This is a genomic window from Brachybacterium phenoliresistens (genome assembly GCF_000576425.1).
Taxonomy (GTDB): Bacteria; Actinomycetota; Actinomycetes; order Actinomycetales; family Dermabacteraceae; genus Brachybacterium; species Brachybacterium phenoliresistens.
Map to the genome: position 1 here is coordinate 80066 of NZ_KK069993.1, position 25818 is coordinate 105883.

A 25818-nucleotide genomic window follows, 5' to 3' on the forward strand; every position below is an offset into this window, starting at 1 on the left:
TACGCTGGCCGTGTCAGTCGGAATCCCGGAGCGCATTCCCATCGGTCCACCCGGACGACGAAGAGAGGCGACCTATGACAGGCCTCAGCCGCGCACTGCAGAACCGCGAGCTCATGGAGGACTCCGGCCCGCTGAGGCTGCTGCGCACGGAGCACGCGCCGTACACCTTGGGCCTCCTCGCGGAGCACCTCGGCGGGGAGCGGCGCGTCCGGACCGCCGCAGAGCTCTACGACCTCCTGGACGCCGATCTCGAGGAGCTGCGGCTGCACGGCGTGGACCTTCCGCGCACCGCCCAGCAGTACTGCGCGACCTGGGTCGCGCAGGGGTTCCTCACCCGCCGAGCCGCCCGGACCGAGCGCACGGAGGAGTTCTCCCTGACCGAGCACGCCCATGCGGCGCTGCGGATCCTGGACCAGGTGCACGCCCCACGAGACGCCGTGACGCGCTCCCGCCTGGCCCTGCTCACGGACCGACTGCGTGCTCTCGCCCAGGAGACCGATCCGGACACCGCCCGCCGCATCGCTGCGCTCGAGGCGGAACGGCAGCGCATCGACCAGCTGATCGACTCCATCCGGGAGCGCGGGGCTGAGCCCCTGCCGCAGGCCCAGGCCGTCGAGGCCGCCGAGGAGCTGTACTCGCTCGCTCTTGACGTCCCCTCGGACTTCACGCGCGTGCGCGGCGAGCTGGAGCGCCTGCACCGGAAGCTGCGCCTGGACCTCGTCGAGCACGACGGCCCGCAGGGAGAGATCCTCGACCAGCTGTTCCTGGGCGTGGACGCGATCGAGGACTCCGACGCCGGGCGATCCTTCGCCGCGTTCCACGCCCTGCTCATCGACCCCGTGCAGGAGGCGCGCTTCCACGAGGCGGTCGACGCGCTCGCCTCCCGGCCCTTCGCCGCCACCCTGGGCCCTGAGCGCGTGCTGTTCCTGCAGTCCTACCTCACTCGCCTCCAGCGGGACTCCCACCAGGTCCGACAGGCGATGATCGACCTCTCGCGCTCGCTGCGGGAGTTCGTGCGCTCGCGCCAGTTCGAGGAGTTCCGGGCGCTGGCCGACCGGCTGCGCCGTCCCCAGCGCCTGGGTCTCGCCATCGCCCCGCACGTGCGCCCGCACACCAGGCTCGGGATGGAGCTGACGCTGTCCACCTTCACCCCGCGCTCCGTAGGCCAGTTCCGCCTGCTCTCCCCCGGCGAGTCCACGGCGGCCGACCCCCTGGACCTCGCCCCCACCGCGACGCTCGACCTGGAGGCGCTGCGCGCCACCATCCGCGAGTCCGAGATCGACCTCGCCGAGCTCGAGGCCGCGGTCGATGCCGTGCTGGCGGAGCAGCCCTCGGCCACGATCGGCGAGGTGCTCGCCGCGCACCCGGCCACTCAGGGCCTCGCCTCCGTGGTCGGCCTGGTCGTCCTCGCCCAGCGGCACGGCGAGCCCGTTCCCGAGGAGGGAGCGACCGAGCTCGTCACCTGGCAGACCCGCCACGTCACCAGGGCCGCCCGGCTCCCCACCCTGCGCTTCACCCACCCGCTCCGGGAGAACGTCCATGACTGAGAACAGCGCCGCGCCAGGCGACGGGACCCTCCCCGACGGCTTCCCTCCGGAAGGACCGGTGACCGATGCCGAAGCGGGCTCGGCCGACGGCCGGGTGCAGCTGTGGCCGGGGGACCCCGGCACCCTCCCGCTGGACGTGCGGCGCGTGCTGGTGGCCCTGCTGAAGGGCCCGTACGTGTCCCATCAGAAGGACCCCCTTCTGTGGTCCGCCCTGCTCGCCCACGAGGGGGTGGTGCGCCGCCGCCTGGGCGACCTGCTGCTGGACCTCGCCATCGACGCCGACGCGGAGGTCGCCTTCTCCCGCAACCTCGTTCCCGATCCGGACTTCGACTCCCCCGTGCCCAGCGTGCTGCGCACGGCGCCGCTCAGCTTCATCGACTCGGCCCTGCTGCTGCACCTGCGCCACCTGCTCCTGCAGGGGGCGGCCCGCCAGGAGCGGGTGGTCATCGGCCGCGACGAGATCGACGCGCACATGCAGGCCTACGTCGCCTCCAGCGGCAACGACGAGGCGCAGTTCCGCAAGCGCCTGGACGCGTCCGTCAAGCGCATGTCTGAGTACTCGATCCTGCTGCGCACCGAGACCGAGGACCGCTGGGAGATCTCCTCGATCCTGGCGCTCATCCTCACCGCCGAGGAGATCGGCGGGATCGAGGAGGAGTACGAGCGCCTGCGCGAGGCCGCCGGCCGGGATCCGGACGACCGCGACGACGCGCCCGATCCGGACCGGACCGAGGGCGAGGACCACGACGAGGAGGAGCTGCGATGAGCCAGCCGGAGTTCGACCTCGACCTGCCCGCTCCTGTCACGGGGCCCGAGGCCACGGAGCCGTCCCCGGCCTCGGGCGACGGGGAACGGCCCGTGGCTCACGGACGATCCGCAGCAGCAGTGTCCGCGGATCCTCTGCGCCCTGGGCAGATGCGCCTGTCCCACGTGCAGCTGCACAACTGGGGCACCTTCCACGGCGGGCACGACCTGCCCGTCCCTCGCGGCGGCCTGCTGCTCACCGGCGAGTCGGGATCCGGGAAGTCCTCGATCCTGGACGCTCTCAGCGCCGTCCTCATGCGCCCCGGCGAGACCCGCTTCAACGCCGCGGCGCAGGACGGCCCCGCGGGCGACCGCGACCGCACCCCTATGAGCTATGTGCGCGGCGCGTACCGCAAGCAGGCGGACGACGACACCGGCGAGGTCACCTCCGGATACCTGCGTCCCGCCACCACTGTCTCGGGCATCGCCCTGACCTTCGAGGACGGCCGGGACCGCACCGTCACCGCGGTCCGCGTTCTGCACGTGAGCGGACGCTCGGCCGCCGCTGCGGACCTGCGCACCGCCTTCGTCCTGTTCGACCGCCCGATCGAACTGGCCGACGTGCTGGCCCCCTGCCGCTCCGGGATCGACCGGCGCAGGCTCAAGCGGACTCTCTCGCCGCTGCTCGCCGAGGAGTCGTACACGAAGTTCGGCGTGCAGCTGCGACGGCTCACCGGGATCGGCAGCGAAGGGGCCCAGAAGCTGCTGCACCGCACGCAGTCGGCGAAGTCCCTCACGTCGCTGGACGAGCTGCTGCGGGATTTCATGCTCGAGGAACCCGAGACGTTCTCCCTGGCCCAGCAGGCCGTCGAGCAGTTCCAGGCCCTGCAGGACGCCCACGCGACCGTCCTGGACGCGCGCACCCAGGTGGACGTGCTGCTGCCCCAGCGCGAGCACTGGCAGGTGCACCGGCGGGCGAGCGAGGAGCGCGATCGCCTCCAGCAGCTGCTGGACGCCGTCACCCCCTACCAGCACACGGTGCTCGCCGAGCTCGCCTCCGCCGACCTCGCCTCCCTCCGCGCGAGGGTCAAGGTCGCGACCGTCGACCAGGAGAACGCCGAGACCGCCCGGTCCGATGCCGCGCAGCGCGAACGGGAGCTGCAGGCCCAGCGGGACGCGCGCGGAGGCGCCGCGCTCCAGCTCATCGACCGCGACCTCGCGGACGCCCGCGCGCAGGCCGAGGGGATCGCCGCTGCCGTCGAGCGGCTCCGGCCGGTGCTCGAGCGGCTCGGCGCACCGCAGCCCACGGGCCCTGAGGAGCTCGCCGCCGCGCATGCCCTCGCCGAGCGGGAGCAGGAGAGGATCGCCACGGTCACCGCGGAGCTCGCGCAGGGGGCGCGCCCCCACTACGCCGCCCTCGAGGACGCGGACCAGCGGCGGAAGACGGCCGAGAAGGAGATCCTCTCCCTGCGCTCGCGCCGTTCGAACCTGTCTGCTGATCTGGTGGCCGTGCGCGACCAGCTCGCCGAGGCCGCCGGGGAGGCGCCCGGCTCCCTGCCCTTCGTCGCCGAACTGATGGACGTGCGCGATCCCGCCTGGCAGGGCGCCGTGGAGCGGCTGCTGGGTTCGCTGTCCGTGACCATCCTCGTCCCGGAGCGGCTGTACGCGCGGGTGTCCCGGTCCGTCGAGGGACGGCACTGGGGCCAGCGGATCGCCTACGAGCGGGTGCGCGAGGCCGCGCGGCGGGACACCGGAGGGATCCCGCCGGGTGGCGAGCGCACCGTGCTGTCCGTCCTGCAGCTGGCCGACTCCCCGTTCCGCGACTGGCTGCGCGCCCGCATCGGCCGCAGCTACCCGCACGTGCTGGTCGACGACATCAGCGATCTCCATCGCCACGATCGGGCCCTCACCATCGCTGGTCAGATCAAGAACCGCGACCATCACGTCAAGGACGACCGCCACCGGATCGAGGACCGCTCCCGGTGGATCATCGGCACCGACAACTCTGCTCTGCTCGAGCTGCGCCGGCAGCAGCTGCAGGAGGCGCAGCAGGACATCGGTCGGGCGCAGGCGGCGCTCGCGGGGCTGGAGAAGCAACGGCGCGCGCTGCAGGAGCGGCAGCAGGCGCTCGGTCGCCTGCTCGAGACCGAATGGGCGGACCTCGACCTCGCCGGCGCGCAGGAGCGCACCCGCGCGCTGGAGGCCCGACGTACCGTCCTGCTCGCCGACGCTGATCTGGAGTCCCTCGATCGTGCCCTCGCCGAGGCCACCGCGGATCACGCCGAGGCCCGTTCCGGGCACGACGACGCACGGCTGACCCTGCAGACCCTGAAGAGGGAGGCCGGGCAGGCGCAGGCCGACCTCGAGCGGGCCCGTGCCGAGCTGGAAGGCATCGACCCGGACCCGGAGCTGCGGCAGGAGCTGGACCGTAGGATCCGTGCGCGCCGCCGCGCCGCCCTGGACCGGGCCGCCCTTCCCGACGCCGTACTGCACCTCGAGCGCGGGATCCGCGAGGACCTCGAGGCGCGGCGCGAGACGATCCGCAGGGCCGAGTCCGCCCTCGGGACGGCCCGCGGCACCTACCTGCGACGCTGGCCCGACCGATCGGCGAACCTGGTCGACGACATCGACGCCACGGAGGACTTCCTGCGGATCCTCGCCCAGCTGGAGACCGATCGCCTGCCCGAGTTCGAGCACCGCTTCCGGGATCTGCTGCGCAGCCAGTCGCAGAACAACATCGGCCAGCTGCGGGCCGTGATCAGCCAGGCCATCCGCGACGTGCACCAGCGTCTGGCGCCCGTCAACCGGTCCCTGGCCGCGACCGCCTTCGACACCGAGCGCCGCACCTGGCTGACCCTCGTGGCCCAGCAGAAGCACACCGAGGAGGTGCGGGACTTTCTGACCGCCCTGCTGGAGATCACCCAGGGCGCCTTCGGACAGGGCGAGGAGAACATCGATCAGGCGGAGGCCCGGTACGCCCGCATGGACGCCCTGATGCGCCGGCTGGGCAGCGCGGAGGCCGCCGATGTCTCCTGGCGCCGCCGGGTGCTGGACACCCGGCGGCACGTCGAGTTCGTGGCCCGGGAGCTCGACGAGTCCGGGGAGGTGGTGGACATCTACCGCGGCGCCGGCGGTCGCTCCGGCGGGCAGCGGCAGCGTCTGGTCACGTTCTGCCTGGCCGCGGCGCTGCGCTACCAGCTGACCGACTCCGCCGATGGGGATCCGCCCTACGGCCTGGTGGTGCTCGACGAGGCGTTCGGCAACTCCGACATGCATTACACGCGGGCCGGGCTGGAGGTGTTCCGCTCCTTCGGGTTCCAGATGCTGCTGGCCACCCCCCTGAAGATGCTGCAGACCATCGAGGAGTACGTCGGCGGGGCGGTCGTGGTGGCGAAGGGGACCGACAGCCGGTCCTCTCTGGCGGCTGTCACCTTCACCGCGCAGGACGCGCGATGAGAGGCCCCGGGGAGATCCGCGAGCGGCTGCAGCGCGCCTGGTCGCGCAGCACCTCCGCCTGGCTGGCCGATCCGGAGGGGGCATCGGCCGACGTCCCGCTGCACCCGCCGACCGGGGCCGATGCCCTCTCCGATCCGGCAGCCGTCCATGCGTGGATCACCGGCTGGGCGGACGCCGGGCCGATGGCCGAGCACGTGGCTTGGGAGGAGCGGCGATGGACGCACCTGGGCGCGCAGCGCGTCCCGGTGCGCTTCCAGGCCCAGGAGGCCGGGCTCCTGTGCCGCCTCGCCGGGGCCGGCCCTGCCCGCGAGTGGGTGCTGCTCTCCGCGCGATGCCAGGACGCCGTCGCCGCGCTCGCGACGAGCTCCTCCCACGAGCCGTCGGCCCTGCGGGACAGGACCGCGGCCGCGATCGCCCGCCGCAGGACGCAGTGGCTGCAGATGCCGCCGGTGGACGCCGAGCTGTGCATCCGCGCGGCGGCCTGGCTGCTCGCGCATCCGGACTCCGGGCTGCGCATCCGCCAGGTGCCGCTGCCCGGCATGCACACGAAGTGGCTGCAGGCCCACCGATCCGCCGTCGAAGGGCTGGTCGGGGCGGCGAGGACCGACGGGTCCACGGCCCTGGGCCTCCGGCCCTCCCCGGTCTTCCATGATCTCGTGGTGCTCGACCCGGCGCTGCGTGCCGCCGCTGCGGCGCTCCCCCGCGCCTCGCGCCTGGACGTCCTGGGACTTGGGGAGACGGGCCTGGAACCCTCGGCCGTGATCGTCTGCGAGAACTCCGAGACCGTTCAGGTGCTGCCGGACCTGCCGGGCGCCGTGGCGGTCAGCGGGGAGGGGTACAACCTCGCCGAGCTGCTCGCCGTCCCCTGGATCCGTGCCGTCCCCGTCCTGTACTGGGGCGACCTCGATGCGGACGGGCTGCGGATCCTCGACCGGGCGCGTCACCACCACGCCCGTGTGGTCAGCGTGCTCATGAATCGCGAGACCCTCGAGGCGCACCGGGAGCTGGCGGGGTCGGGCGGCGAGCGCAGCCCGGCCGCGCTCACGCGCCTCACACCCGCGGAGTCCGATCTTCATGTCGAGCTCAGCGCCACCGGGGAGCGTCTCGAGCAGGAACGGATCGAGCTGGGATACGCCGTCGAGAGGCTGCGCGCGGCCGTGCGGGAGCTCGATGCGTGACGGAGCACCATCACCCCGGCGAGCGGCCGGTCGCGGCGCCGAGTACCGCGGGAGGTCGGCGGGCCGCTGAGCAGACCACTGGCCAATCGGAGAGGCCCGATCTGCGCGAAAACCGTGGAATTCGGTGGGCTCCGCATGTTAGCGTCGCCCCATGATCCTGCTGAGCTTCACGGTGCGCAACCACGCCAGCATCCGCGACGAGATCACGGTCGACCTGATGCGCCCCACCCTGCGCACGCTGAAGCCCCGGGACGGCGACTGGCGGGCGGCGGCATACCCCCTGGTCGGCATCTTCGGCGGCAACGCGACGGGGAAGTCGAGCGTGCTCGACGCCCTGCACTACGTCTTCGGCGCGATCCGCCAGTCCGCGACGTCCTGGCAGGACTCGCGCGCCATGCGCCGGGCGCCGTTCCAGCTCGATGAAGCCGCGAGGGACGGCTCCAGCTCGTATGAGCTGGACTTCGTCCATGAGGGCCGCCGCCATCTGTACGGGTTCGAGGTCGATGCGGAGGGAATCCGGCGCGAATGGCTGCGCGATGTGCCCACGTCCCGGTGGCGAACGCTGCTGGAGCGTGACCGCGAGGAGAACACCCTCACGTTCCACGCGAGCCTGAGGGGCAGGGTCGAGGTGACTCGTCGAGAGCTGGTGCTCAGCCGCGCCCTGCTGCTGCATGACTCTCCCCTGCACCCTGTGGCGTTCGATCTCGCCGACAGCTTCGACGTCGTCCTCGTGAAGGACTCGCACCGCGAGGCCCGTCTGTCCAGCATCGCCGATGCGCTCGCGGACGGGGCGATCAGCTTCGCCGATCTCGAGACGCTGCTGCAGGCCGCCGACATCGGCGTGCTCAAGGTCGACATCGAGGAGACCAACATCTCCGATCGGGCTCGCCGCCTGTTCCAGCGGTTCGTGCGCGCGGTGGCCAAGGACGGCGGTGCCGAAGATCAGGTGGACGGCGAAGCAGGAGACGACTCCGACGATCTCGACGAGGACGAGCTCGCACAGGTCGTCCGATCCCTCATCTTCACGCATCGCGGCACGTCCGAGGAGTGCCCTCCGTTCTCGATCCGCAGCGAGAGCGATGGCACCATCGCCTGGCTCGCGACGGCGGTGCCTGCGCTCGAGGCCCTGAGATCAGGTGGCGTCCTGCTCGTCGATGAGATCGACTCGAGCCTGCATCCCCACCTTCTCGAGCTCCTGCTGGGCGCCTTCGCCGATCCCGAGGTCAATACGCGGCAGGCACAGCTGATCTTCACCAGTCATGAGTCCTACATCCTGTCTCCGCTGAGCGATGTGACGCTCGAGCCCGAGCAGGTGTGGTTCACGGACAAGAGCTACGAGGGCGTCACCGAGCTGACCTGCCTGGCCGACTTCCCCAAGCACAAGGACGCCAATGTGGCACGGCGGTACCTGACGGGTCGCTACGGCGGAACGCCGCGTCTGTCCCCCAGCTCGTTCGCCATACTCGTCGGTGACCGGGAGGGGTGAGGGTGGCACGCTCGTCAGGCGGCCGGTCGCGCAGGCCCCGACGGAACCCGTCCGCCAGGATCCTCGTGGTCACCGAGGGCAAGCTCACCGAACCGCGGTACGTCGAGCTGCTCGACGCCTACCTGCGCAGCAAGGGGTCGACGGCGACCGTCAGGTCGATCGGCGTCGGTCGCGACCCGCTGAGGGTCGTCACGAAGTGCCTCGAGCATCGCGACAGGAACCGCGGTACGGAGAAGGCCTTCGACCACTGCGTCTGCCTTGTCGATGTCGACCGTCACGACTCCCTTCGCGAAGCCGCTGAGCTCGCCGAACGCGAGGGCGTGCTCCTGCTGGTCTCGAACCTGAAGTTCGAGGTGTGGCTGCGATGGCACAGAGAGAACAAGAGATCTGTCCTCTCGTCCGCGCAGTTGGACCAGAAGTGCGAAGAGCTCGGCCTCATCAAGGACAAGGCACTGTCACCGCGGTTCCCGATCGCCGACGTGCATCGGGCCTGCGAGATCGCACGTTCGGCGGATCCGGCGATGCGCCCGAACCGGGCAGGGCCCGATCCGTCGTCCGCCGTCCCGATCCTCGTGGACCTCCTGCAGACCGGCACCCGGCCGCGTACATGACACGGCGCGCACCCGGCGGAATCGAGATGTCCCGCGTGCCTACGCGTTGGCCTCGACGTCGGTCCCGGCGCCGCGGCGGCGCGGGCTCGGGGCTGCGGCCGATGGGGAGGCGCTGCCGGCCTCTCCGCAGGCGCCCGGCTGCTCCCCCGTCGGCCGTTCGATCGTGAAGCCGGCGTCGCGGATCATGTCGAGATCCGCGCTCGCGGCCTGGCCCTCCGAGGTGAGGTAGTCGCCCAGGAAGATCGAGTTGGCCAGGTGCAGGGCGAGGCCCTGGAGGCCGCGCAGGTGCAGCTCGCGCCCGCCGGCCAGGCGGATCTCCGTGCGCGGGTGGATCAGGCGGGCCAGCGCCACGACCCGCAGGCACTGCAGGGGCGTGAGATCCCATCGGCCCTGCATCGGCGTGCCGTCGAAGGGGATGAGGAAGTTGAGGGGCAGGGACTCGACCTCGAGGTCGCGCAGGGCGAACAGGGCCTCGACGATCTGCGCGTCGCTCTCGCCCATGCCGATGATCAGGCCGCTGCACGGGGAGACGCCGGCCTGCGCGACCTTCTCCAGGGTGGCGAGGCGGTCGGCGTAGGTGTGGGTGCGCACGATCTGCTCGTGATGGGACGCGGCGGTGTTGACGTTGTGGTTGTAGGCGTCCACGCCCGCGCTGCGCAGCGCCTCGGCCTGGCCGTCCTTCAACAGACCGAGGCAGGCGCACACCTCGACGCCGGGATGCTCCTGCTTGAGCGCGGAGGCGATGCCCGCGACGCGGTCGACGTCGCGGTCCATCGGCCCGCGGCCGCTGGCGACCAGGCACACGCGGGCGGCGCCGCCGTCGATGCCGGCACGGGCCTGGCGCACGGCCTCGGCCGGGTCCAGCCAGCTGTACTTCAGGATCGGCGCGGCGGAGCCGAGGGCCTGGGAGCAGTAGCCGCAGTCCTCGGGGCACAGCCCCGTCTTGAGGCTGACGAGGTAGTTCAGCTTCACCCGCATGCCGAAGGCGTCGCGGCGCAGGCGGGAGGCCGCGGCGACCAGGTCCAGGGTCTCCTCCTCGGGGCAGGCGAGGACGGCGAGCGCCTCCTCGGCCTCCAGGCGGTGCCCCGCGCGGATTCGGGCGACGAGGTCGTCCCAGCGCATCAGCGCCGCTCCGGCGCGGTCTCGGGGCGGAGGGCGCCGACGAGCTTCCAGGCCGTGGGCAGCAGGCCCGCGAGCGCGAGCACCTTCAGCGCGTCACCGAGGAGGAAGGGAACGACGCCGAGCATGATCGCCTCGCGCAGGCCGATGCCCAGGCTCACTGCCAGCCACGGCACCCCGCACGCGTACATCGCCAGGGTGCCCAGGGCGCCGAGCGCGAGGGTGCCGGGCACGTGGCGATCCGCCCGGTGGGAGGCGAGGCGCCCCACCACGGCCGCGGCGATCACGAAGCCGATGATGTACCCGAAGGTCGGGATCCCGACGCCGCTCTGCCCGCCGGAGAACACCGGCGCCCCGGCGACGCCGATCGCCAGGTAGAGCGCCGCGCTGAGCACGCCGCGCAGCGGGCCGAGCGAGGCGCCGACGGCGAAGACGGCGAAGGTCGACAGCGCGATCGGCACCGGGGTGAACGGCAGCGGGATGGTCAGCGGCGCGGCGAGGACGATCAGCGCGGTGCCGGCGAGGACCAGCAGGACGTCCCGGGTCAGGCCTCCGGGGAGGGCATCGGCGAGGTGGGCGCCGGGCCGCGCGAGGGCGGGACGGGCGAGGGCGTGCTGGGACATGACATCTCCTGAACGTTGTTCACTGAACGGCGTTCAGGAGATTAGCAGAGCGGTCCCGCCCCGCGCCGCACCGACCTTGACGACCAGCCGCAGCCTGCCTAGGTTCGCAGAGAGCGCCGTACCCGGGAGCCGGGCCGCCCCGCCCCGACCCGGGCGCGACGAGGACGCGCGCCGCGCAGGCCGCTCCTCGTGGCCCACGTCGAAGGAGACGTCATGATCGACCGCCTGCTGGCCCACTGCACCGTCACCGACCTCGACCGCGCCGAGGACTGGTACACCCGCCTGCTGGGGCGCGGGCCCGACGCGCGCCCCATGCCGGGCCTGCTCGAATGGCACCTCGGCGTCACCTTCGGGCTGCAGGTGTGGTCCGAGCCCGAGCGCGCCGGGAGGTCCACCGTCGTGCTCGGCGAGACCGACATCGACGCCGCGGCCTCGCACGCGACCGACATCGGCATCCCGCACGAGGGGCCCAGCCCGGCGGCGGGGCGCGGATCCTGCCGCTGACCGATCCGGACGACAACCGCGTCATCTTCATGGGCCCCTGAGCCACAGGCCCTTGAGCACCGGGAGCGCCGCGCCGCAGCCCCTAGACTCGTGCGGGTGCACCCCCGCAAGCTCACCCCGGACGACGTCGCCCGCACGGCCCTGCGCGTCCTGGACGAGCTGGGCCTGCCGGATCTCACCATGCGCCGCCTGGCCACCGAGCTCGGCGTCCAGCCCAGCGCCCTGTACTGGCATTTCCCCGACAAGCAGACGCTGCTGGCCGCGGTCGCGGACCGCATCCTCCCCCTCGACCCGGCCGAGGGCGATGAGCCCGCCGCCGGCGAGGACTGGGCCGCCCGACTGCATGCGGAGGCCGATGCGCTGCGCGCGGCGCTGCTGGCCCATCGCGACAGCGCCGAGGTCGTCTCCAGCACCATCGCCCTGGGACTGGGCGCGAACCCCGCGCTCGCGCGGCTGCGCCGGGCCCTCGCCGACGGACCGTTCGACGAGCTCACGGCCGATCGCGCGGCCTCGACGATGCTGCACCTGGTGCTGGGGCAGGTGTCGCTCGAGCAGCAACGGGTGCAGTACGAGCGCCTGGGCGTGCGGGCGGCGCAGGGCGAGCAGCCGGCGGCAGCACGGCCGGAGGGCTCGGATGCGGAGGACTTCCGCTTCGGGGTGGCGGCGCTGATCGCCGGGTTGCGCACAGGAGAGTGAGTCGCCCCGGGAGCACGTGCACCGGGGCCGGCACGTCCCGCGTCTGCCCGCGATCACTCGAGACTGCGGACGAACGCGTCTCGCGTGGCGATCTCACGGGGTGGCGTCCCTCCCGCGCTGACGAACGATTCCCAGAGCCGCGCCGCCTGGCTCGGCGTGACGAGGTCTCGCCGCCGTGCGAGTCGGATGAGCTTCCACGTGCCGACGCAGTCGATGGGATCGGCCCACCGCATCGCCGTCCGGTCATCGGTCAGGAACACGGCGCGGAGCATGCGCCTCTGGATGAGAGTGATCGTCTCCGCCTCACCGAGATGCTGTTCAGCATGGTCGCCCGGGGACGCCATCTGGCCGCGAAGCTGCCGAATTGCGAGCTGCTCGCCATCTTCTGGCCGAAGCGGATCACCGAGCAGCTCCTCTGCGGCGTCCACCAGACCGGGCAGATCGAGGCGTCGCTGCTGTCGCGCGCACTCGGTGCGGATCGTTGCCGTCCATCGCGCGTTGTCGCGGAGAAGCGGCTTCAGCACAGGGATCACCCCGGGCCGATGGAAGTTCACGAGGACCTACGTGTCGTGGAAGAACAGCAGAGGTGCGTCGGTCATCTCCGATCACCCGAGAAGTGCGTCGAGGGCGTCGTCGGAGAGCTCCGCGCCGCGTCCCGGTTCGTCGACTTCGAGAGACTCCGAGGGAACTCCGAGCATCCATGCGAGAGTGCCCTTGCCGACGGCCCCGTCGGCAATCCTCTCGAGGTGCGCCTCCTGGAGCCAGTCCGGGAAGCGACGCTCCCCGGCCTCCCGCATGCGTCCCGAGATCGGGTCGCCGATCCTCGCGCCCGTCCAGTGCCGCCGCAGCAGCTTCTGCGTCGTCCCTGCCAGCGCGTCCGCGACCTCGGCACAGGGCGCCAGGGCCAACGCGTTCAGCCGGCGACGCAGCGCATCCGTCGAGACACCCCAGGTCCACACGAGCTCGGCGACCGCAGCGAGATCCATCCCCGGCCACGCCTGTGCTCGCATGACCGTCTCCGGAAGGAGGAGCTCGGCGGCGAAGGCGTTCGCCGCGCGTTCCTTCGCGTCGTAGGCCTCCGAACCGGCGATCACACCTTCATGCCCCAGAACCAGATGACCGAGCTCGTGGGCGAGAGACCAGTTCTCGTAGAACCAGTTTCCGCTCTCGGGAAGAACGATGACAGGGCGACCTTCGACGGTGAACGAGTACGCCGTGCTCACCCCGTCGATACGCACGACATCGACGTCGAGCTCTGCGAGATGGTCGATGAACTTCCGCACGAATGCGGGATGGAGAAGGCGCCGCATCTGCTCGACATCCGAGGGCAGAGCGACCCCTGGCGGCGGCGGCCCGGCCTGAGCGTAAGCGAGGCGGATGTCCTCGAGGATCGCACGATCGCCGTCCAGGCCGTCGACGCTCCGAGATCGGGTCTCCTGGTCGTACGAGTGGCGCGCGGAGAGCACAAGTCGATGCGGATCAGGCTCTCCCGTGATCAGGAAATGCACGTCCACCCGGAGCACAGAGGCGATGTCGGCGAGCTCCAGTGCGGCGAAGCCTCGCTGGCCGTTGAGCGCGCGGGAGAGCGCGTCGGGAGTCATCCCCACGCGCTCCGCGAGCTGCTTCTGCTGCATCCCGGCTCCCTGCATCGCGGAGCGGACGCGGCTGCCGATGGTGGTCATGCCTCGACGGTACGCCGAGGTTGGGATTTTCCCAAGCACCTGTGGACAGCGCCACCCCACGGCGCCGCGGTGTGGAGGACCAGCACGTGTCGCTGGTGGGCCTTGACCGCGACATCCGCCACGCCTCTCAGTGAATCGCACTCGGGGGATCTTCTCCTTCCCGATCGAGGACGTCGCGACGATGCCCCGGGCCCTCTGCAGGGATCGACCGCCGGTCGCGGAGGATCGCCGCGGGGACGAGGATCCCCGCCGCGACGAGGGAGATCGCGGCGAAGACGGTCATGTCGACCACGTCCTCGCCGGTGAACGCCAGGGCGAGGTTCGCACCCAGGTGGATCACGCTGCAGATCGCGATCCGCTGCCAGAACGACCCCGTCATCACGAAGACCATCGTGACGGTGAGGGCGATCGCCGCGAGGACGAACGCCGCGTGCTGCAGCGGCGGGAGCGAGAAGTACTGGACGTGCCAGAGCGCGAAGAGCGCACCGTCGACGACAGCGGCGATCGGACGGCTCACCCTCCGGAGCAGCTGATGGAGCAGCACCCCGCGGAAGCCGACCTCCTCGCACACGGCACCCAGCAGCTGTGCGACGAGGATCAGCGCGAGAGGCGTATCCACCAGCGCCTCGGGCACCGCCGGCGACTCTCCGCGGGCGAGGCGGACGCCGAGGACGAAGACCCCGACGGCGATCGACGCCAGCATCAGGGAGAACAGGAACCGTGCGGTCGACGCCGCGGGCAGGCCGGCATGCCGAGCACGGGGGACGAGGAGCCAGGTCGCCCCGGCCCCGATCGCCGGTGCGAGCATGACCAGCGACAGCACGCCGGAGGGAACGCCGAGGGGCTCCTGCAGGGACAGCATGCCCACGGCGGCCGCACTGGACACGAGCAGCCACACGACGATCACCGCCCATGGCGATGTCGAGGCGCGCGTCGGGCCATCAGGAGTCGTCTCGAGCACGGGGTCGCCCTCCGGTCGTTCCGCCGGCCAGGATGCCGGGTCATCCCATGCTCGGCCGTGCCCTCGGGCTCCGCGAGCCCCGACGGGATCCACGAGACCTTCCGCCGCGACACCGAGACCTTCGTCCACCAGGCAGCCTGCGTGAGTCGAGGTCGGCGCGAGCGGAGCGGTGCTACCCTCGGTGCGATCGTGACCACGACGCAGGAGGTGAGACCCATGACCGCAGCACCCATGGGCGCTCCCCGACGTCCACGATCGCGCGGCTGACGCAGCCGCCGCCGGGAGCCCCGTCCACGCATCGCGCGAAAGGCGACTCCCCTGCACACGAACTCCCTCACCCCCTCCCTCCCCGATCCTGCGCCTGCACCGTCGCCGCAGAACCTCCCGGGAGGGCGCCCAGACCCTGACCGCCGCGCCCTGGTCCTCGGCGGAGGCGGCTCCACCGGCAACGCGTGGCTGATCGGCGTCCTCGCCGGCCTCGCGGAGGCGGGCGCCGATGTGACCGGCGCGGATCTGACCATCGGCACCTCCGCCGGAGCGACCGCCGCGGCGCAGTGCGCCGGGGCGACTCCCGCAGAGCTGTACCCGGGGGCGCTGCAGGTGCCGGCCGCACCCCCATCGGCCGCTCCCCCGGCGGCCGCTCCCCCGGCGGCCGCTCCCCCGGCGGCCGCTCCCCCGTCGGCCGCTCCCCCGGTCTCCGCCCCGGCGCCCGGCAGTGCCCCCTCCGCCCTGGACCGCATCCTCGCCGTCGTCGAGGCCTCCACCGACCTCCCGGACATGCGCCGCCGGATGTCCGCGGCGGCGATGGAGCACGACGCGGAGCTCGGCGCCGAGCACTCCGCCCGATGGCGCAGCATCGTCGCCCGCAGGCTGCCCTGTATCCAGTGGCCGCAGCGGCGCATCGTCCTCACCGCGATCGATGCCCGCACCGGCGAGGAGGCGCTGCTGGACCGGGACAGCGGACTCGACCTCGTCGACGCGGTCGCCGCGAGCTGTTCCAGCGGCCCGGCGTACCAGGTCGGCGAGAAGCGGTTCCTCGACGGCGGCTTCCGCTGCGGCGCGGAGAACGCCGACCTCGCCGCCGGGCACGGGCGCGTCCTGGTCCTCGCGCCCTTGGGCGGGAGGTCCCTCCAAGCGCGCGCCTGGGGCACGCACCTCGAGGACCAGGTCGTGCAGCTGCGAGCCCAGGGCTCGGCGGTCCGCGTCGTCGTCCCGCGACCGGAGGCCCAGCACCTCTTCGGCGCCGCCGCGATGACCGCGGCGCTGCGCCCGGACGCCGCCCGGGAGGGGCACCGGCAGGGGACGCTGCTCGCCGAGGAGATCGCGGCCTTCTGGGGCTGACCGCCGTGGTCGGCGCTCTCTCGGGGACGGCCGATCAGCCGGAAAGCCCTCCCCCGGTCGTCGCCTCTGAGTAGAGTGCCCGCACGAGGACCGTCGGCCGCGGACGTGCGGTCCGGCCTCGGGACCCAGTGCACGAGGACGTGTGGAGGACCCATGAACCCCGACACCATCACCCTTTCCGCCGGAAGCCTGACCACGGTCGCCGTGATCGTGGTGATCGCCCTGATCGCCGTGGCCATGGCCCTGCGGTTCCGCGCCGAGGTGCTGCGCGCCGCCACCGGCACCCCCGCCATGAACGAGGTCGCCGGCGCCGTCCAGGAGGGCGCGGCCGCCTACCTGCGCCGCCAGCTGCGGACCCTGAGCGTGTTCGCGGCGATCGCCTTCGTGCTGCTGTTCCTGCTGCCGGTGCACGGCACCGACGGCAGCGGCGCGGTCGTGCTGCGGGTCGCCCGTTCGGTCGCGTTCCTGGTGGGGGCGAGCTTCTCCGGGCTCATCGGCTACCTGGGCATGTGGCTCGCGGTCCGGGCCAACGTGCGCGTGGCCGCCGCGGCGCACACCACCGGGCGGGATCCCGCGATGATGATCGCGGTGCGCACGGGTGCCTGCGTGGGCATGGCGACCATCGGCTTCGGCCTGCTGGGCGCGGGCGCGGTCGTGCTGCTGTTCCGCGGGAACGCGGCGCTCGTGCTGGAGGGCTTCGGATTCGGCGCCGCGATGGTCGCGATGTTCATGCGCGTCGGCGGCGGCATCTTCACCAAGGCGGCCGATGTGGGCGCCGACCTCGTCGGCAAGGTCGAGCAGAACATCCCCGAGGACGATCCGCGCAACGCCGCGACCATCGCCGACAACGTGGGCGACAACGTCGGCGACTGCGCGGGCATGGCCGCGGACCTCTTCGAGTCCTACGCGGTGACGCTGGTCGCGGCGCTGATCCTGGGCCGCGCCGCCTTCGGCGAGAGCGGCATGGTGTTCCCGCTGATCGTCCCGGCGATCGGCGTGCTCACCGCGCTCATCGGCCTGTACCTGATCCGGCCGAAGTCGGGGGTGAGCGCGCTCGTGACGATCCGCCGCTCCTTCCTTTCGGCCGCGATCATCTCCGCCGTGCTGTGCGCGGTGGCCGCGTTCGTGTACCTGCCCGGCAGCTTCGCGGAGCTGGGCATGGCCGATGCGCAGGCCGCCGTCGACGACCCGCGCCTGGTGGCCGCCGGATCCGTCGCGATCGGCATCGCCCTCGGCGTGCTGATCCTGTACCTGACCGGCTACTACACCGGCACCGAGGACCGTCCCGTGCAGCAGGTCGCCGCGACCTCCCGCACCGGCGCGGCGACAGTGGTGCTGTCCGGCTTCGGCCTGGGACTGGAATCCGCGGTGTTCACCGCCCTCGTCATCGCCGGCGCCGTGTTCGGCGCGTTCCTGCTGGGCGGCGCCGGGGTGACGGGCCTGTTCGCGATCGCCCTGGCCGGCTGCGGGCTGCTGACCACCGTCGGCGTGATCGTCGCGATGGACACCTTCGGCCCCGTCGCCGACAACGCCCAGGGCATCGCCGAGATGTCCGGGGACGTCGACGGGGAGGGCGCGCAGGTCCTCACCGAGCTCGACGCCGTCGGCAACACCACCAAGGCGATCACCAAGGGCATCGCGATCGCCACCGCGGTGCTCGCCGCGACCGCCCTGTTCGGCTCCTACACCGACGCGATCCACGAGGTCCTGGGCGAGCGCTACGACGAGTTCCTCGCCCAGGCCGTCGTGTTCGCGCCGCAGACCCTGGTGGGCGTGATCATCGGCTCCGCCGTCGTGTTCCTGTTCTCCGGGCTCGCGATCAACGCGGTGGGCCGCGCGGCCGGCGCCGTCGTCTTCGAGGTGCGCCGCCAGTTCCGGGAGATCCCCGGGATCATGGAGGGCACCGCGAAGCCCGAGTACGGCAAGGTCGTCGACATCGTCACCCGCGACTCCCTGCGCGAGCTCGCCACCCCGGGGCTGCTGGCCGTGGCCGCGCCGATCGCCGTCGGCTTCGGCCTGGGCGCGCCGGCTCTGGCCGGCTACCTGGCGGGAGCGATCGCCGCGGGCGTGCTCATGGCGATCCTGCTCGCGAACTCCGGCGGCGCCTGGGACAACGCGAAGAAGATCGTCGAGGACGGCCACCACGGCGGCAAGGGCTCCGAGGCCCATGCCGCGACCGTCATCGGCGACACGGTGGGCGACCCGTTCAAGGACACCGCCGGCCCCGCCATCAACCCGCTGATCAAGGTGATGAACCTGGTCGCCGTGCTGATCGCCCCCGCCGTGGTGGGCATGAGCGCGCTGAGCGGGGACCCGAACCCGCTGCGCTACCTCATCGCCGCCGTCGCGATCGTCGCGATCGCCGTGCCCGTGACCATCTCGATCCGCCGCGGCGTCGCCCTCGAGGATGCCGGGGACGACGAGGCGGAGCCGGCGCGGATCGTGGAGGGGTCCGGGGGCTGAGGCGGGTGGGGCGGACGCCTCTCGGCATCGGGCCGAGAGGTGTCAGCCCGGTACGTCGGGAGACTCCTGCGCGCGCTCTGCATGCTGGTTCTGACGCATTCCCGCATCGTGCACGGCACGGAGTAGGCGACTGCCGGTGGTCGTCATACCTCGACAGAATGCGCGGGTTGAGATGTCTCCGAGTGTCGGTGGAAAGCGGCACGTACGCTCTACCTGTCCATTCGTAGCGCCCGGGCCGGAGCGCGGGTTCAAGGCTGTTGACGGGCAGTTCGCGAGCCGACTATCCCCGCACCCCACTCTCCGCCGCCGCCTCGCGCCACGACCCGAGACGCTTGATCACTGTGGCGAGCGAGGGCCGAGCGCACTCGCGCGCCCACCGGGCGTACGCCTCGGATCCGCCGCCAGGCTGTGCGGCGCGGAACTCCCGCACGGCCTCGCGGCAGTGCGCGTCGGTCCACTCGGGCTTCGCCCCACCGGCGATCCCGCCGGCCTCGCGGACCAGGGCGCCCCAGGTCAGGCCGCTGCGGCGCAGGAGCGTCTGCACGGTGGGCCGGTGCCGGGCGCTCGCCCAGGTGCGGTAGGCGGCCATGGTGAGGTTGTCGCCGAGGCCCGCCATCGCATCGCGCAGGTGCTGGGCGGGCGAGGGCTCGGGCGCCGCCGTGTTCCAGTCCCGCGGCGCGGTGACGCGGGCGCGCCACGCCTCGTTGAACTCCTCCCCCAGGTCCAGGGGCTCGCCGCGCAGCACGGCGAGGGTGATCTCCGCGATCTCGGACCAGCGGTACGGCAGGCGCTGGCGGACCAGGGCGAGGGACGGCGCGCCGTCGTGCCGCTGCAGCCAGGCGTCGACCTTGGTGTTGGAGGTGCCGCCATCCGGAGCGGCGACCGCGGCGATCACCGCGGCCCACAGGTCGTCGTCGCTCAGGGCGGAGCGGGGCCGGCCGCGCTCGGCGGTGAGCCCCGCAGCGCGCAGGGCCTCGTTCCAGGTGCCGAAGCGGATGGCGGCGGTCTGGTTCCCGGGCACGCCGTGCTGCTTCGCCCAGGCAGAGAAGCCGCTGGCGGTGCTCTTCCCGGTCTCCCGGTGGTAGGCGCGCAGGTCCTCGAGGATCTGCTCGTCGCTGCGCCGCGCCACGGAGGCGGGGCGGACCTTCGGGGCGAGGTGGTTATTGCGCCGGGCGCCCAGCAGGTCCCGCACCTGCTCCTCGGTCATGCCGAGGGTGCGCGCCCCGCTCTCCAAGGTGTCGCCGGGGCTGGTCAGGGACCAGGCCCGCACGGCCTCGCGGTGCTCCTGCTCCCGCGCCTCGCGCAGGCCGCGCAGGGTGCGGGAGATGTCCTTCGTGCTCCACGGCGTGTGCTTCGTGATGATCTGGCGGATCCGCTCGCGGGTCACTCCGAAGCGGTCCCCCAGCTCCTGCAGGGTCGCGCCCATCGCGTAGCAGCGCACGCAGGTGCGAGCACGCTCATCCTCGAGCGCGGTGCCGTACAGGGCGGAGTCCAGGTAGCCCGGCCGATCGGCCTCGGGCCCCTCCCCCGCAGCGAGGGCCATGTCCTGCTCCGGGGAGCGGACCAGGCGGGTGATGTTCGCGTGCGGGATCCCGAAGGCGCCCTCCGCCGCCTGCCAGCCGTCGTCGGCGGTGCGCGCGGCCCAGGCCCGCAGCCGGCCGCGGAGTGCGACGCGGACGCTCGCCGCTCCGCCCGGGATCGCGGCATCGAGCGCCGCCTCGACCTGGGCGGGCGTGACGCCGAAGAATTCGGCGATCTCCCCGGTGGTGTAGCCCTGCTGGGCGAGGTCGACGGCGGCGTCGACGTCGAGAGCCGTGGCGCCTGCGGTCGCGTCGATGAGTTTGTGGTGCAGGGCGTCCTCGTCCTGCCGCCGGCCGATGCTGCGCCGGCCGATGTCGGTGATCGTCATCGTGCTCGCACCTTCCCTTCCCCTGATGGATGCGGTACACCGAGTGTGCAAAGGGGGTGGGACAGACGACGCGGCACGGGTCGTTCCACGCGTGGCCCTCAGCGCAGGAGCGCCTCGCGGGCGATCGTCGTCGCCTCCGGGGAGAAGGTCCCGAAGCGATCGCGCCAGTCTCCGGGGCGGCGGCCGATGTTGGTCAGCAGAACCCAGAGCGGCATGTCGCGGATCGCCTCCGCCGGGACCGGGCCGTGGTCGACTCTCCACCCGAGCTCCGTCGCCGCGGCCGCGACGGCATCGATGGGCACCTTGGCTCCCGGCTCGGTGGTCGCGATATAGGCGAGCAGCAGCACTCCGGCGGCGTGGTCGAAGCTTCCGGTCGCGGGCAGCAGCGCCTCGACGACCAGCTCGTGCACCGCATCGGCGTGCAGCGCCGCCCGGGCCCGCCGGGAGGGCAGCAGGCTGCCCTTGTACTTGCGCAGGAACCCGAGCCGCTGCAGGGACTCCCGGAACTCCAGCAGGGGGATGCTCTGCAGCTCGCGATTGTTCGCGCCGAGCCAGCCCTCAATAGCGGGCACCACGGCGCAGGCCGCCTCGACCGCGGCGGGGCGCATGTATCCGGCGCCGGTGAGCGGGATGCCGCCCTCGGCATCGGCCTGCTCGAGGAACCAGGTGATTGCCCGCAGGGCATCGGGGCCGGGGGCATCATCGGGCTCCTCCGCTCCAGGACAAGCTGGGCGGCGCGGATCTGCAGCTCCACTCCCGCGCCGCTGCGCCCCAGGGTCCGCATCGGCTCGACGAGGAGAGCAGGCGGCGTGAACTCGGAGGGGTCCCGCAGGATGGGGAGCCCGGTGCGCAGCTGCTCGTCCAGCGCGGCGAGGTCGAAAGCCGCGGGATCCTCGAGCAGCTCGCCGAGGCCCTGCGCGTCGCGCACGCCGCCGCAGTCCTCCGGCGGACCGGCACGCCGGCCACCGGTCGCCCGGGCCGGCGGGGCATCTGCCGGGGCGGGCCGCACGGATTCGACGACGATCTTCAGATCCCAGCCGTCCCCGTAGTCATAGACGTACTCCAGGCGATCTCCGTGCTCCTGCAGCAGCTCGCCGACCTGCACCTCCCCCACGGGATGCCGTCGTCCTCGCCCTCCTCGACATCGAACGGGCACAGGAACAGCTTGGAATCGCCCCCGAAGGGGCTCCCACCCGCGGCGAAGCGCCACAGGTGGTACCCGGCCCAGCCGTATGCGAGCTGCAGCACCTCGTGGACATCGGCGAGGGTGAGGTCCGAGCGCAGCTCGAGACGCCGCCAGATCGGCGGAGTCGCGTGGTTCAGATCGACGCGGACCGTGATGACCTGCGGGTCCTCCGGTTCGGGGCGGCGCAGGTCGGGACGGGCGGGCCGGGCCGAAGTCCAGCTCCAGGGGCCCGCCTGCGCCAGCTCCTCCGGGGTGAGCCCGAGGAGGCGGGCGAGATCGGGCTGTTCGTCGTCGGAGGCGCGAGGCGTGTGGAAATCTTACGGAGATCAGAAAGTGGCCAGTGGTCGGCCGGTCGCCTTTGATCGACGACGAAGTTCGTCCTGTGCTCACCCGGTCCGTTGTCTCGATGGACGACATGTGCGGAGCACACAGCACTCCAGATCTTCACTTCACGTCGGACTGCTTCCCTGCCTCACGGGCAAGGCCGCGCGTAACGCCCGTCGCACCCACTGCGGGCCAGCTCGATGACCAAGCAGGTCTACGAGGATCTGCGCCGACAGATCCTCCACGGGGACCTGCCCGACGGCGCGAAGCTGACTTCGGAGCCGGAGAGCTGCGGCACGTACAACGTCTCCCGCACCACCGTGCGCGAGGCGTACTCGATGCTCCAGCAGGAAGGGATTGTCGAGGTCCGGCGCGGTTCGGGGCGATACATCGTCCCGGGCGCCTCGACGATCATGAAAGGTTCCGCGAACCTGATCCGCAGCATGCGTGGCTACCTCAAAGTACGCGGCCACCAGCCGCAAGTCGAGATCCTCGCTGCCGTGACGCGGCCGGCGGAGCCGGAAAAGTCCTCGTTCTTCCACCAAGACGGCGACGTCCACGAGGTCCAGCGCGCATATGTCGACGGCAACGACCTGTTGACCTACGCGATCAACTTGCTGAACCCCTCCGATGTGCCGGATTGGCAGGCCGTCGACTGGCACACCTCGATGCGCGAGATCGCCGATCGCCACGGCCGCTCGGTGCGGAACTCGGTGGTCGACGTCTCGGCCGCGAACCTGCCCCCTGAGATCCAGGAGCGGTTCGCCACCGATCCGACGCAGCCCTGGCTGCGCACCTCCGGCCCCTCGTACGACCAGCGAGGCAGACCTCTGTGGTGGTCCTACGAATACACGCGAGGCGACGTGCGGACCGTCCGCATCGTCAATCGGGAGTCCCTGAACCCCGAGTGACCCGGGGCGCCGACCCGGGGCTGCACAGTGCCGGCCCTGTTCTGAACCACCCTGACATCGGGGCGCCTCGTCGCACCCGAAAACTCTGCGCCACCGTCACGCCCTCAACCCTGCCCGAAAACGCCCAGGAGGCGAGGCCCAGCCATGCCCAACATCCTCATCGCCGCCCACGGAGACCCCTCCACCGCCCTCATCCGGAGCGCGCGGCTCATCGTCGGCGCCACCGACGGGATTCGCAGCTTCGAGATGACCGCCGGCCTTCACCACGCCGATGCCGAGCAGCAGCTCACCGAGCTCGTGGTCACCGGACGGGCACAGCAGGAGCGCCTGCTCGTCCTGGTCGACATCCAGGGCGGCAGCCCCTTCAACATCTGTAGCCGACTGCTCATCGCGCACGGCGATTTCGCCCTCGTCGCCGGCCTGAACTTCCCAATGGTCCTCGAGTCCCTCACCTCGCTCACACCCTCGACCGGAACTCACGTCGTCACTGCGGGAAAGGACTCGGTCATCGACATCTCCGCCCTCATCCAGAACACGGAGAACAACGATGACTGACCACGTCAGAGTCGACGACCGCCTCATCCACGGCCAGGTGGCGATCGGCTGGACCGCAGTCGTCGGCGCCACCACAATCCTCGTCGTCAACGATGCAGCCCAGTCCGACAAGACCCAGACCATGGCCCTGAATATGGCCGCCCCGTCCGGCGTCGACCTCTACATCCGAACTGTCGCCGAGTCCGGCGAGATCGTCCGGAAGTTCGCGACGGCCCAGAAGTCCTGTGTCATGGTCCTACTGGAGACCGTGGCCGTTGCCGGCGCCCTCATCGAGACCAGCGGCGAGGTCATCACCCGTCTGAACATCGGCGGCCAGCGCGCCGGTGAGGGACGGATCAAGCTCACCGACCATACCGCGGTCACCATCGAGGAGCTCGACCAGTTGGAGGCGCTGCATGCGCGGGGCGTCGAGATCGACTGGCGTCATCGGCACCACCCTCGCCATCCTCTCCGGGGAGGGCGTGGGCGTGGCCCTCGCGATCGCCATGCTCGTTGCCGTGCTCGCCCAGTCCCTCGGCGTCCTGGGGCAGATCATCAACCTGCACTTCGACAATCGCGCGGACCATTTCGCACCGCGCGGGGACTTACGCGGCGTCACGCTCATGATGTGGATCCCTCCGATCCTGTTCTTCCTCTCCACCTTCATCCCTGCGTTCCTCGCGGCCCTGCTGGCACGGGCCGTATCGAAGGATCCATGAACGCCACCCCCAGCTCTCCGCCAAGCGATCAAAGTGAACTACCGCGACCTCGCATTGTGGGCCGGCTTCAAGCATTCAAAAGACCACAGACCCGACCTCGAATCACCTTTTACCTCAAGGCCACCCTTCTTCATGATTCGGCCGCAGGTCGCGCAGTACATTGAGGCGGCTATAACTTCGACCGCCTCGGCGACCTGCTGCGCTTCCTCCGGGCTTATTGAATCGGCCTCCGGATGATAGTGAGCCCCAAACAAGTTTCTTCTTTGTTGAAGGTCGCTGAGTCGACCTGCCGCGTCGCGAACTCTTTCGTCTGAGTTGGCCCGCAGAACATCGACAACGGGCACCAGCAGATCGCCTATGGTGTACTTATCATCAACGGCGCGACTTACCCTGCACCGGAAGATCATCGACAAATGCTCAAGAATCGCCTCAAGGACGCGCCCTGCAGTGGCCACCATCAGCACCGGACTACCGTGGTGCTCCTTAACGAACTGTAAATCGCTCAACATTCCTGGATTCAATGTCTTCGCGTGTGGCGTCACCGCCCCCGGTTCTCGACGCAATTCCAGCAAGTGTGGCTTGACGCCGAGTTCTGCAGAAAGCGACTTGACCAAAATTTCGGACCATAAACGGTCATGCATCGTTATTATCAGCTGCCAATCAGGCAGATCCCGAACGATAGCATGCATCGCGCCCTGACGCAATGGTGCATCTACTGATTGAAAAACATCATCAAGTATAACCACCTTCGCTTGGCCCAGATTTGCCGAAGCGGTATGCACCTTCACCAGGATGAGCAACGCCAGCAGATCGAGATACGCTTCACTCAGCACGCCATCAGGACTGACTTTCGTTCCATTCGACAACTCAAGCATGGCACGCAAGCCCGACTTGCCGACTATTTCAAGTTCAACTTTTTCAATCCAAGGAATGTTTGCAATTTCTCGGAACTGAGACGCAATCCCGTTCCCGGCAGGCTCGATGACCGACCGCAGTTTCTCGTAATCAATCTCCGGCTTTTCTTCAATTTGCTTCGCCAGGGAGCGGCCTTCGATTATTCGGAGAAACGAGTATTCGAAGTCTCGCCATATATCTTCAAGTTCGAACCGTTCTTTCTGCGACATGCGGACGCTTGCGGCCCTCTGAAATAGATCAGTCCGCAACGATTCAAGAGTCTTCACCGTTCGGGGTTCACGCACGGCTTTTAATTGAAGTTTCCGCCTTGCAAGGTTTCTGAGGTCCTGCAGGTCCCGTTTTCCAAACTTCACATATTCGCAATAGGAATCCAAAATCTGCTGCTCGCTCGGCGTGCGCCATCCGGCAACATTCGGCTTGAAGTAGTCCCAGAATACTTCAAGGCGATACTTTTCTGGCGCACCCCAAAATGTTTCAACAGATTTACGCCGGATGATTAGCGGAGCAATCGAGAATGCGTCATGCGGCTGTCGGTTTTTTGCTCCTTTTCCTCGCGCCAAAACCTCTCCGTTCGAGAGCTCTACAGTCACGGCGGGGGCGCGATTGGTTACCAAGTTCGCGAGCTCACGACGATCTTTCTCGCCGCCGATATATCTACGGCTCACCGACCCTCGTACACCGAACTCAATCGCTTCGCAGATACTGGACTTTCCGCTGCCATTCGATCCGAGTATGAGAAGTGGTGGCGTAAGAGATCCCGGCGGCGGCGGCGCTTCCGGAAAGTCAATGGTGAATGGGCCTTGAATGCCGCGGAAGCACTGAATAGATACCGATCTAACATACATTAGACTTGCCTCCTGGGCTTGAAGTCCTCCCCCACTCAACGTCTTAGCGGGGTTACGTATATAT

General features: G+C 70.5%; 22 protein-coding genes and 2 pseudogenes. 14 read left to right on the forward strand and 10 right to left on the reverse strand.

The genetic code is table 11. The features are described from left to right. The first annotated feature begins 74 nt into the window (after positions 1 to 74). From BF93_RS09145 to BF93_RS09170, 6 genes are all read left to right on the forward strand, one after another. Entirely contained in the window at positions 75 to 1547 is a 1473-nt protein-coding gene (locus tag BF93_RS09145; RefSeq protein ID WP_038372177.1) for a DUF3375 domain-containing protein, read from the forward strand. A 58-nt stretch (positions 1548 to 1605) separates the two neighbouring features. Continuing rightward, positions 1606 to 2313: a DUF4194 domain-containing protein gene (locus BF93_RS09150; protein WP_051486772.1), complete on the forward strand. Its 708-nt coding sequence runs from the start codon at positions 1606 to 1608 to the stop codon at positions 2311 to 2313. Beyond that, positions 2310 to 5747, forward strand: a complete 3438-nt coding sequence (locus BF93_RS09155) for an ATP-binding protein (RefSeq protein WP_084148418.1) — start codon at positions 2310 to 2312, stop codon at positions 5745 to 5747. The genes BF93_RS09150 and BF93_RS09155 overlap by 4 nt, the downstream gene beginning before the upstream one ends. Then, positions 5744 to 6925 carry a Wadjet anti-phage system protein JetD domain-containing protein gene (locus BF93_RS09160; RefSeq protein WP_038372178.1) on the forward strand — a complete coding sequence of 394 codons (1182 nt, stop codon included), beginning with the start codon at positions 5744 to 5746 and terminating at the stop codon, positions 6923 to 6925. Before BF93_RS09155 ends, BF93_RS09160 begins: the two co-directional genes overlap by 4 nt. 151 nt (positions 6926 to 7076) lie before the next feature. Then, positions 7077 to 8411 carry an AAA family ATPase gene (locus tag BF93_RS09165; RefSeq protein ID WP_038372179.1) on the forward strand — a complete coding sequence of 445 codons (1335 nt, stop codon included), beginning with the start codon at positions 7077 to 7079 and terminating at the stop codon, positions 8409 to 8411. A gap of 65 nt (positions 8412 to 8476) precedes the next feature. Further along, positions 8477 to 9022, forward strand: a complete 546-nt coding sequence (locus tag BF93_RS09170) for an RloB family protein (protein ID WP_051486774.1) — start codon at positions 8477 to 8479, stop codon at positions 9020 to 9022. 39 nt (positions 9023 to 9061) lie between these two features. Here BF93_RS09170 and bioB read toward each other — a convergent pair whose 3' ends face one another. Further along, the gene (gene bioB, locus BF93_RS09175; RefSeq protein ID WP_038372181.1) at positions 9062 to 10144 is read right to left on the reverse strand and encodes a biotin synthase BioB; all 1083 of its coding nucleotides are present in this window, start codon (positions 10142 to 10144) and stop codon (positions 9062 to 9064) included. Continuing rightward, positions 10144 to 10764, reverse strand: a complete 621-nt coding sequence (locus tag BF93_RS09180) for a biotin transporter BioY (RefSeq protein WP_051486775.1) — start codon at positions 10762 to 10764, stop codon at positions 10144 to 10146. The genes bioB and BF93_RS09180 overlap by 1 nt, the downstream gene beginning before the upstream one ends. 213 nt (positions 10765 to 10977) lie before the next feature. On the opposite strand from BF93_RS09180, the gene BF93_RS09185 reads away from it, so the two are divergent. Further along, entirely contained in the window at positions 10978 to 11268 is a 291-nt protein-coding gene (locus tag BF93_RS09185; RefSeq protein WP_232226293.1) for a VOC family protein, read from the forward strand. Between the two features lie 96 nt (positions 11269 to 11364). Beyond that, positions 11365 to 11964, forward strand: coding sequence for a TetR family transcriptional regulator (locus tag BF93_RS09190; RefSeq protein WP_084148428.1), 600 nt, complete (start codon positions 11365 to 11367; stop codon positions 11962 to 11964). Between the two features lie 53 nt (positions 11965 to 12017). Here BF93_RS09190 and BF93_RS18970 read toward each other — a convergent pair whose 3' ends face one another. The 3 genes from BF93_RS18970 to BF93_RS09205 all read right to left on the reverse strand — a co-directional run bounded on the left by BF93_RS18970 (position 12018) and on the right by BF93_RS09205 (position 14553). Further along, positions 12018 to 12497, reverse strand: coding sequence for a hypothetical protein (locus BF93_RS18970; RefSeq protein WP_051486777.1), 480 nt, complete (start codon positions 12495 to 12497; stop codon positions 12018 to 12020). Between the two features lie 72 nt (positions 12498 to 12569). Further along, the gene (locus BF93_RS09200; protein WP_038372183.1) at positions 12570 to 13646 is read right to left on the reverse strand and encodes a helix-turn-helix domain-containing protein; all 1077 of its coding nucleotides are present in this window, start codon (positions 13644 to 13646) and stop codon (positions 12570 to 12572) included. A 127-nt stretch (positions 13647 to 13773) separates the two neighbouring features. Next, positions 13774 to 14553: a CPBP family intramembrane glutamic endopeptidase gene (locus BF93_RS09205; protein WP_198025394.1), complete on the reverse strand. Its 780-nt coding sequence runs from the start codon at positions 14551 to 14553 to the stop codon at positions 13774 to 13776. A gap of 552 nt (positions 14554 to 15105) precedes the next feature. On the opposite strand from BF93_RS09205, the gene BF93_RS09210 reads away from it, so the two are divergent. Then, on the forward strand, positions 15106 to 15948 hold the full coding sequence (locus BF93_RS09210) for a patatin-like phospholipase family protein (protein WP_232226294.1): 843 nt from the start codon (positions 15106 to 15108) through the stop codon (positions 15946 to 15948). Between the two features lie 153 nt (positions 15949 to 16101). Then, the gene (locus BF93_RS09215; RefSeq protein WP_038372185.1) at positions 16102 to 18411 is read left to right on the forward strand and encodes a sodium-translocating pyrophosphatase; all 2310 of its coding nucleotides are present in this window, start codon (positions 16102 to 16104) and stop codon (positions 18409 to 18411) included. A 280-nt stretch (positions 18412 to 18691) separates the two neighbouring features. On the opposite strand, the gene BF93_RS19770 is transcribed toward BF93_RS09215, so the two are convergent. The 4 genes and pseudogenes from BF93_RS19770 to BF93_RS20290 form a co-directional block, all read right to left on the reverse strand. Further along, positions 18692 to 20320, reverse strand: a complete 1629-nt coding sequence (locus tag BF93_RS19770; protein ID WP_038372186.1) for a homing endonuclease associated repeat-containing protein — start codon at positions 20318 to 20320, stop codon at positions 18692 to 18694. A 98-nt stretch (positions 20321 to 20418) separates the two neighbouring features. Beyond that, entirely contained in the window at positions 20419 to 20928 is a 510-nt protein-coding gene (locus BF93_RS19775) for a hypothetical protein (protein WP_051486778.1), read from the reverse strand. Positions 20929 to 21212: 284 nt separating this feature from the next. After that, positions 21213 to 21434: pseudogene (locus BF93_RS20285) on the reverse strand (IS1096 element passenger TnpR family protein); the annotation flags it as partial. Next, positions 21347 to 21748 (reverse strand): IS1096 element passenger TnpR family protein, encoded by a 402-nt coding sequence (locus BF93_RS20290; protein WP_084148420.1) that lies wholly within the window; start codon positions 21746 to 21748, stop codon positions 21347 to 21349. The gene BF93_RS20290 and the pseudogene BF93_RS20285, both read right to left, overlap by 88 nt. Positions 21749 to 22030: 282 nt before the next feature. Between BF93_RS20290 and BF93_RS09230 the strand changes: the two genes are divergently transcribed. The 4 genes and pseudogenes from BF93_RS09230 to BF93_RS09245 all read left to right on the forward strand — a co-directional run bounded on the left by BF93_RS09230 (position 22031) and on the right by BF93_RS09245 (position 23994). Next, positions 22031 to 22741 (forward strand): GntR family transcriptional regulator, encoded by a 711-nt coding sequence (locus BF93_RS09230; RefSeq protein WP_038372187.1) that lies wholly within the window; start codon positions 22031 to 22033, stop codon positions 22739 to 22741. A 144-nt stretch (positions 22742 to 22885) separates the two neighbouring features. Beyond that, complete coding sequence (locus BF93_RS09235) at positions 22886 to 23296, forward strand: PTS sugar transporter subunit IIA (protein ID WP_038372189.1); 411 nt, start codon at positions 22886 to 22888, stop codon at positions 23294 to 23296. Further along, positions 23289 to 23660, forward strand: a pseudogene (locus BF93_RS20295) (PTS sugar transporter subunit IIB); the annotation flags it as partial. The gene BF93_RS09235 and the pseudogene BF93_RS20295, both read left to right, overlap by 8 nt. Positions 23661 to 23763: 103 nt before the next feature. Beyond that, positions 23764 to 23994, forward strand: coding sequence for a PTS sugar transporter subunit IIC (locus BF93_RS09245; protein WP_198025399.1), 231 nt, complete (start codon positions 23764 to 23766; stop codon positions 23992 to 23994). A 38-nt stretch (positions 23995 to 24032) separates the two neighbouring features. Here BF93_RS09245 and BF93_RS19330 read toward each other — a convergent pair whose 3' ends face one another. Continuing rightward, the gene (locus tag BF93_RS19330; protein WP_084148421.1) at positions 24033 to 25754 is read right to left on the reverse strand and encodes an AAA family ATPase; all 1722 of its coding nucleotides are present in this window, start codon (positions 25752 to 25754) and stop codon (positions 24033 to 24035) included. Positions 25755 to 25818 lie beyond the last annotated feature (64 nt).

Bases quoted from the DNA above. Each gene is read 5' to 3' on its own strand.
- BF93_RS09165 (WP_038372179.1), top strand. From the start codon at position 7,077: ATGATCCTGCTGAGCTTCACGGTGCGCAACCACGCCAGCATCCGCGAC.
- bioB (WP_038372181.1), bottom strand. From the start codon at position 10,144: ATGCGCTGGGACGACCTCGTCGCCCGAATCCGCGCGGGGCACCGCCTG.
- BF93_RS09230 (WP_038372187.1), top strand. From the start codon at position 22,031: ATGACCAAGCAGGTCTACGAGGATCTGCGCCGACAGATCCTCCACGGG.
- BF93_RS09155 (WP_084148418.1), top strand. From the start codon at position 2,310: ATGAGCCAGCCGGAGTTCGACCTCGACCTGCCCGCTCCTGTCACGGGG.
- BF93_RS09235 (WP_038372189.1), top strand. From the start codon at position 22,886: ATGCCCAACATCCTCATCGCCGCCCACGGAGACCCCTCCACCGCCCTC.
- BF93_RS09215 (WP_038372185.1), top strand. From the start codon at position 16,102: ATGAACCCCGACACCATCACCCTTTCCGCCGGAAGCCTGACCACGGTC.
- BF93_RS19330 (WP_084148421.1), bottom strand. From the start codon at position 25,754: ATGTATGTTAGATCGGTATCTATTCAGTGCTTCCGCGGCATTCAAGGC.
- BF93_RS19775 (WP_051486778.1), bottom strand. From the start codon at position 20,928: ATGCGCCCCGCCGCGGTCGAGGCGGCCTGCGCCGTGGTGCCCGCTATT.
- BF93_RS09180 (WP_051486775.1), bottom strand. From the start codon at position 10,764: ATGTCCCAGCACGCCCTCGCCCGTCCCGCCCTCGCGCGGCCCGGCGCC.
- BF93_RS19770 (WP_038372186.1), bottom strand. From the start codon at position 20,320: ATGACGATCACCGACATCGGCCGGCGCAGCATCGGCCGGCGGCAGGAC.
- BF93_RS09145 (WP_038372177.1), top strand. From the start codon at position 75: ATGACAGGCCTCAGCCGCGCACTGCAGAACCGCGAGCTCATGGAGGAC.
- BF93_RS09200 (WP_038372183.1), bottom strand. From the start codon at position 13,646: ATGACCACCATCGGCAGCCGCGTCCGCTCCGCGATGCAGGGAGCCGGG.
- BF93_RS09185 (WP_232226293.1), top strand. From the start codon at position 10,978: ATGATCGACCGCCTGCTGGCCCACTGCACCGTCACCGACCTCGACCGC.
- BF93_RS09160 (WP_038372178.1), top strand. From the start codon at position 5,744: ATGAGAGGCCCCGGGGAGATCCGCGAGCGGCTGCAGCGCGCCTGGTCG.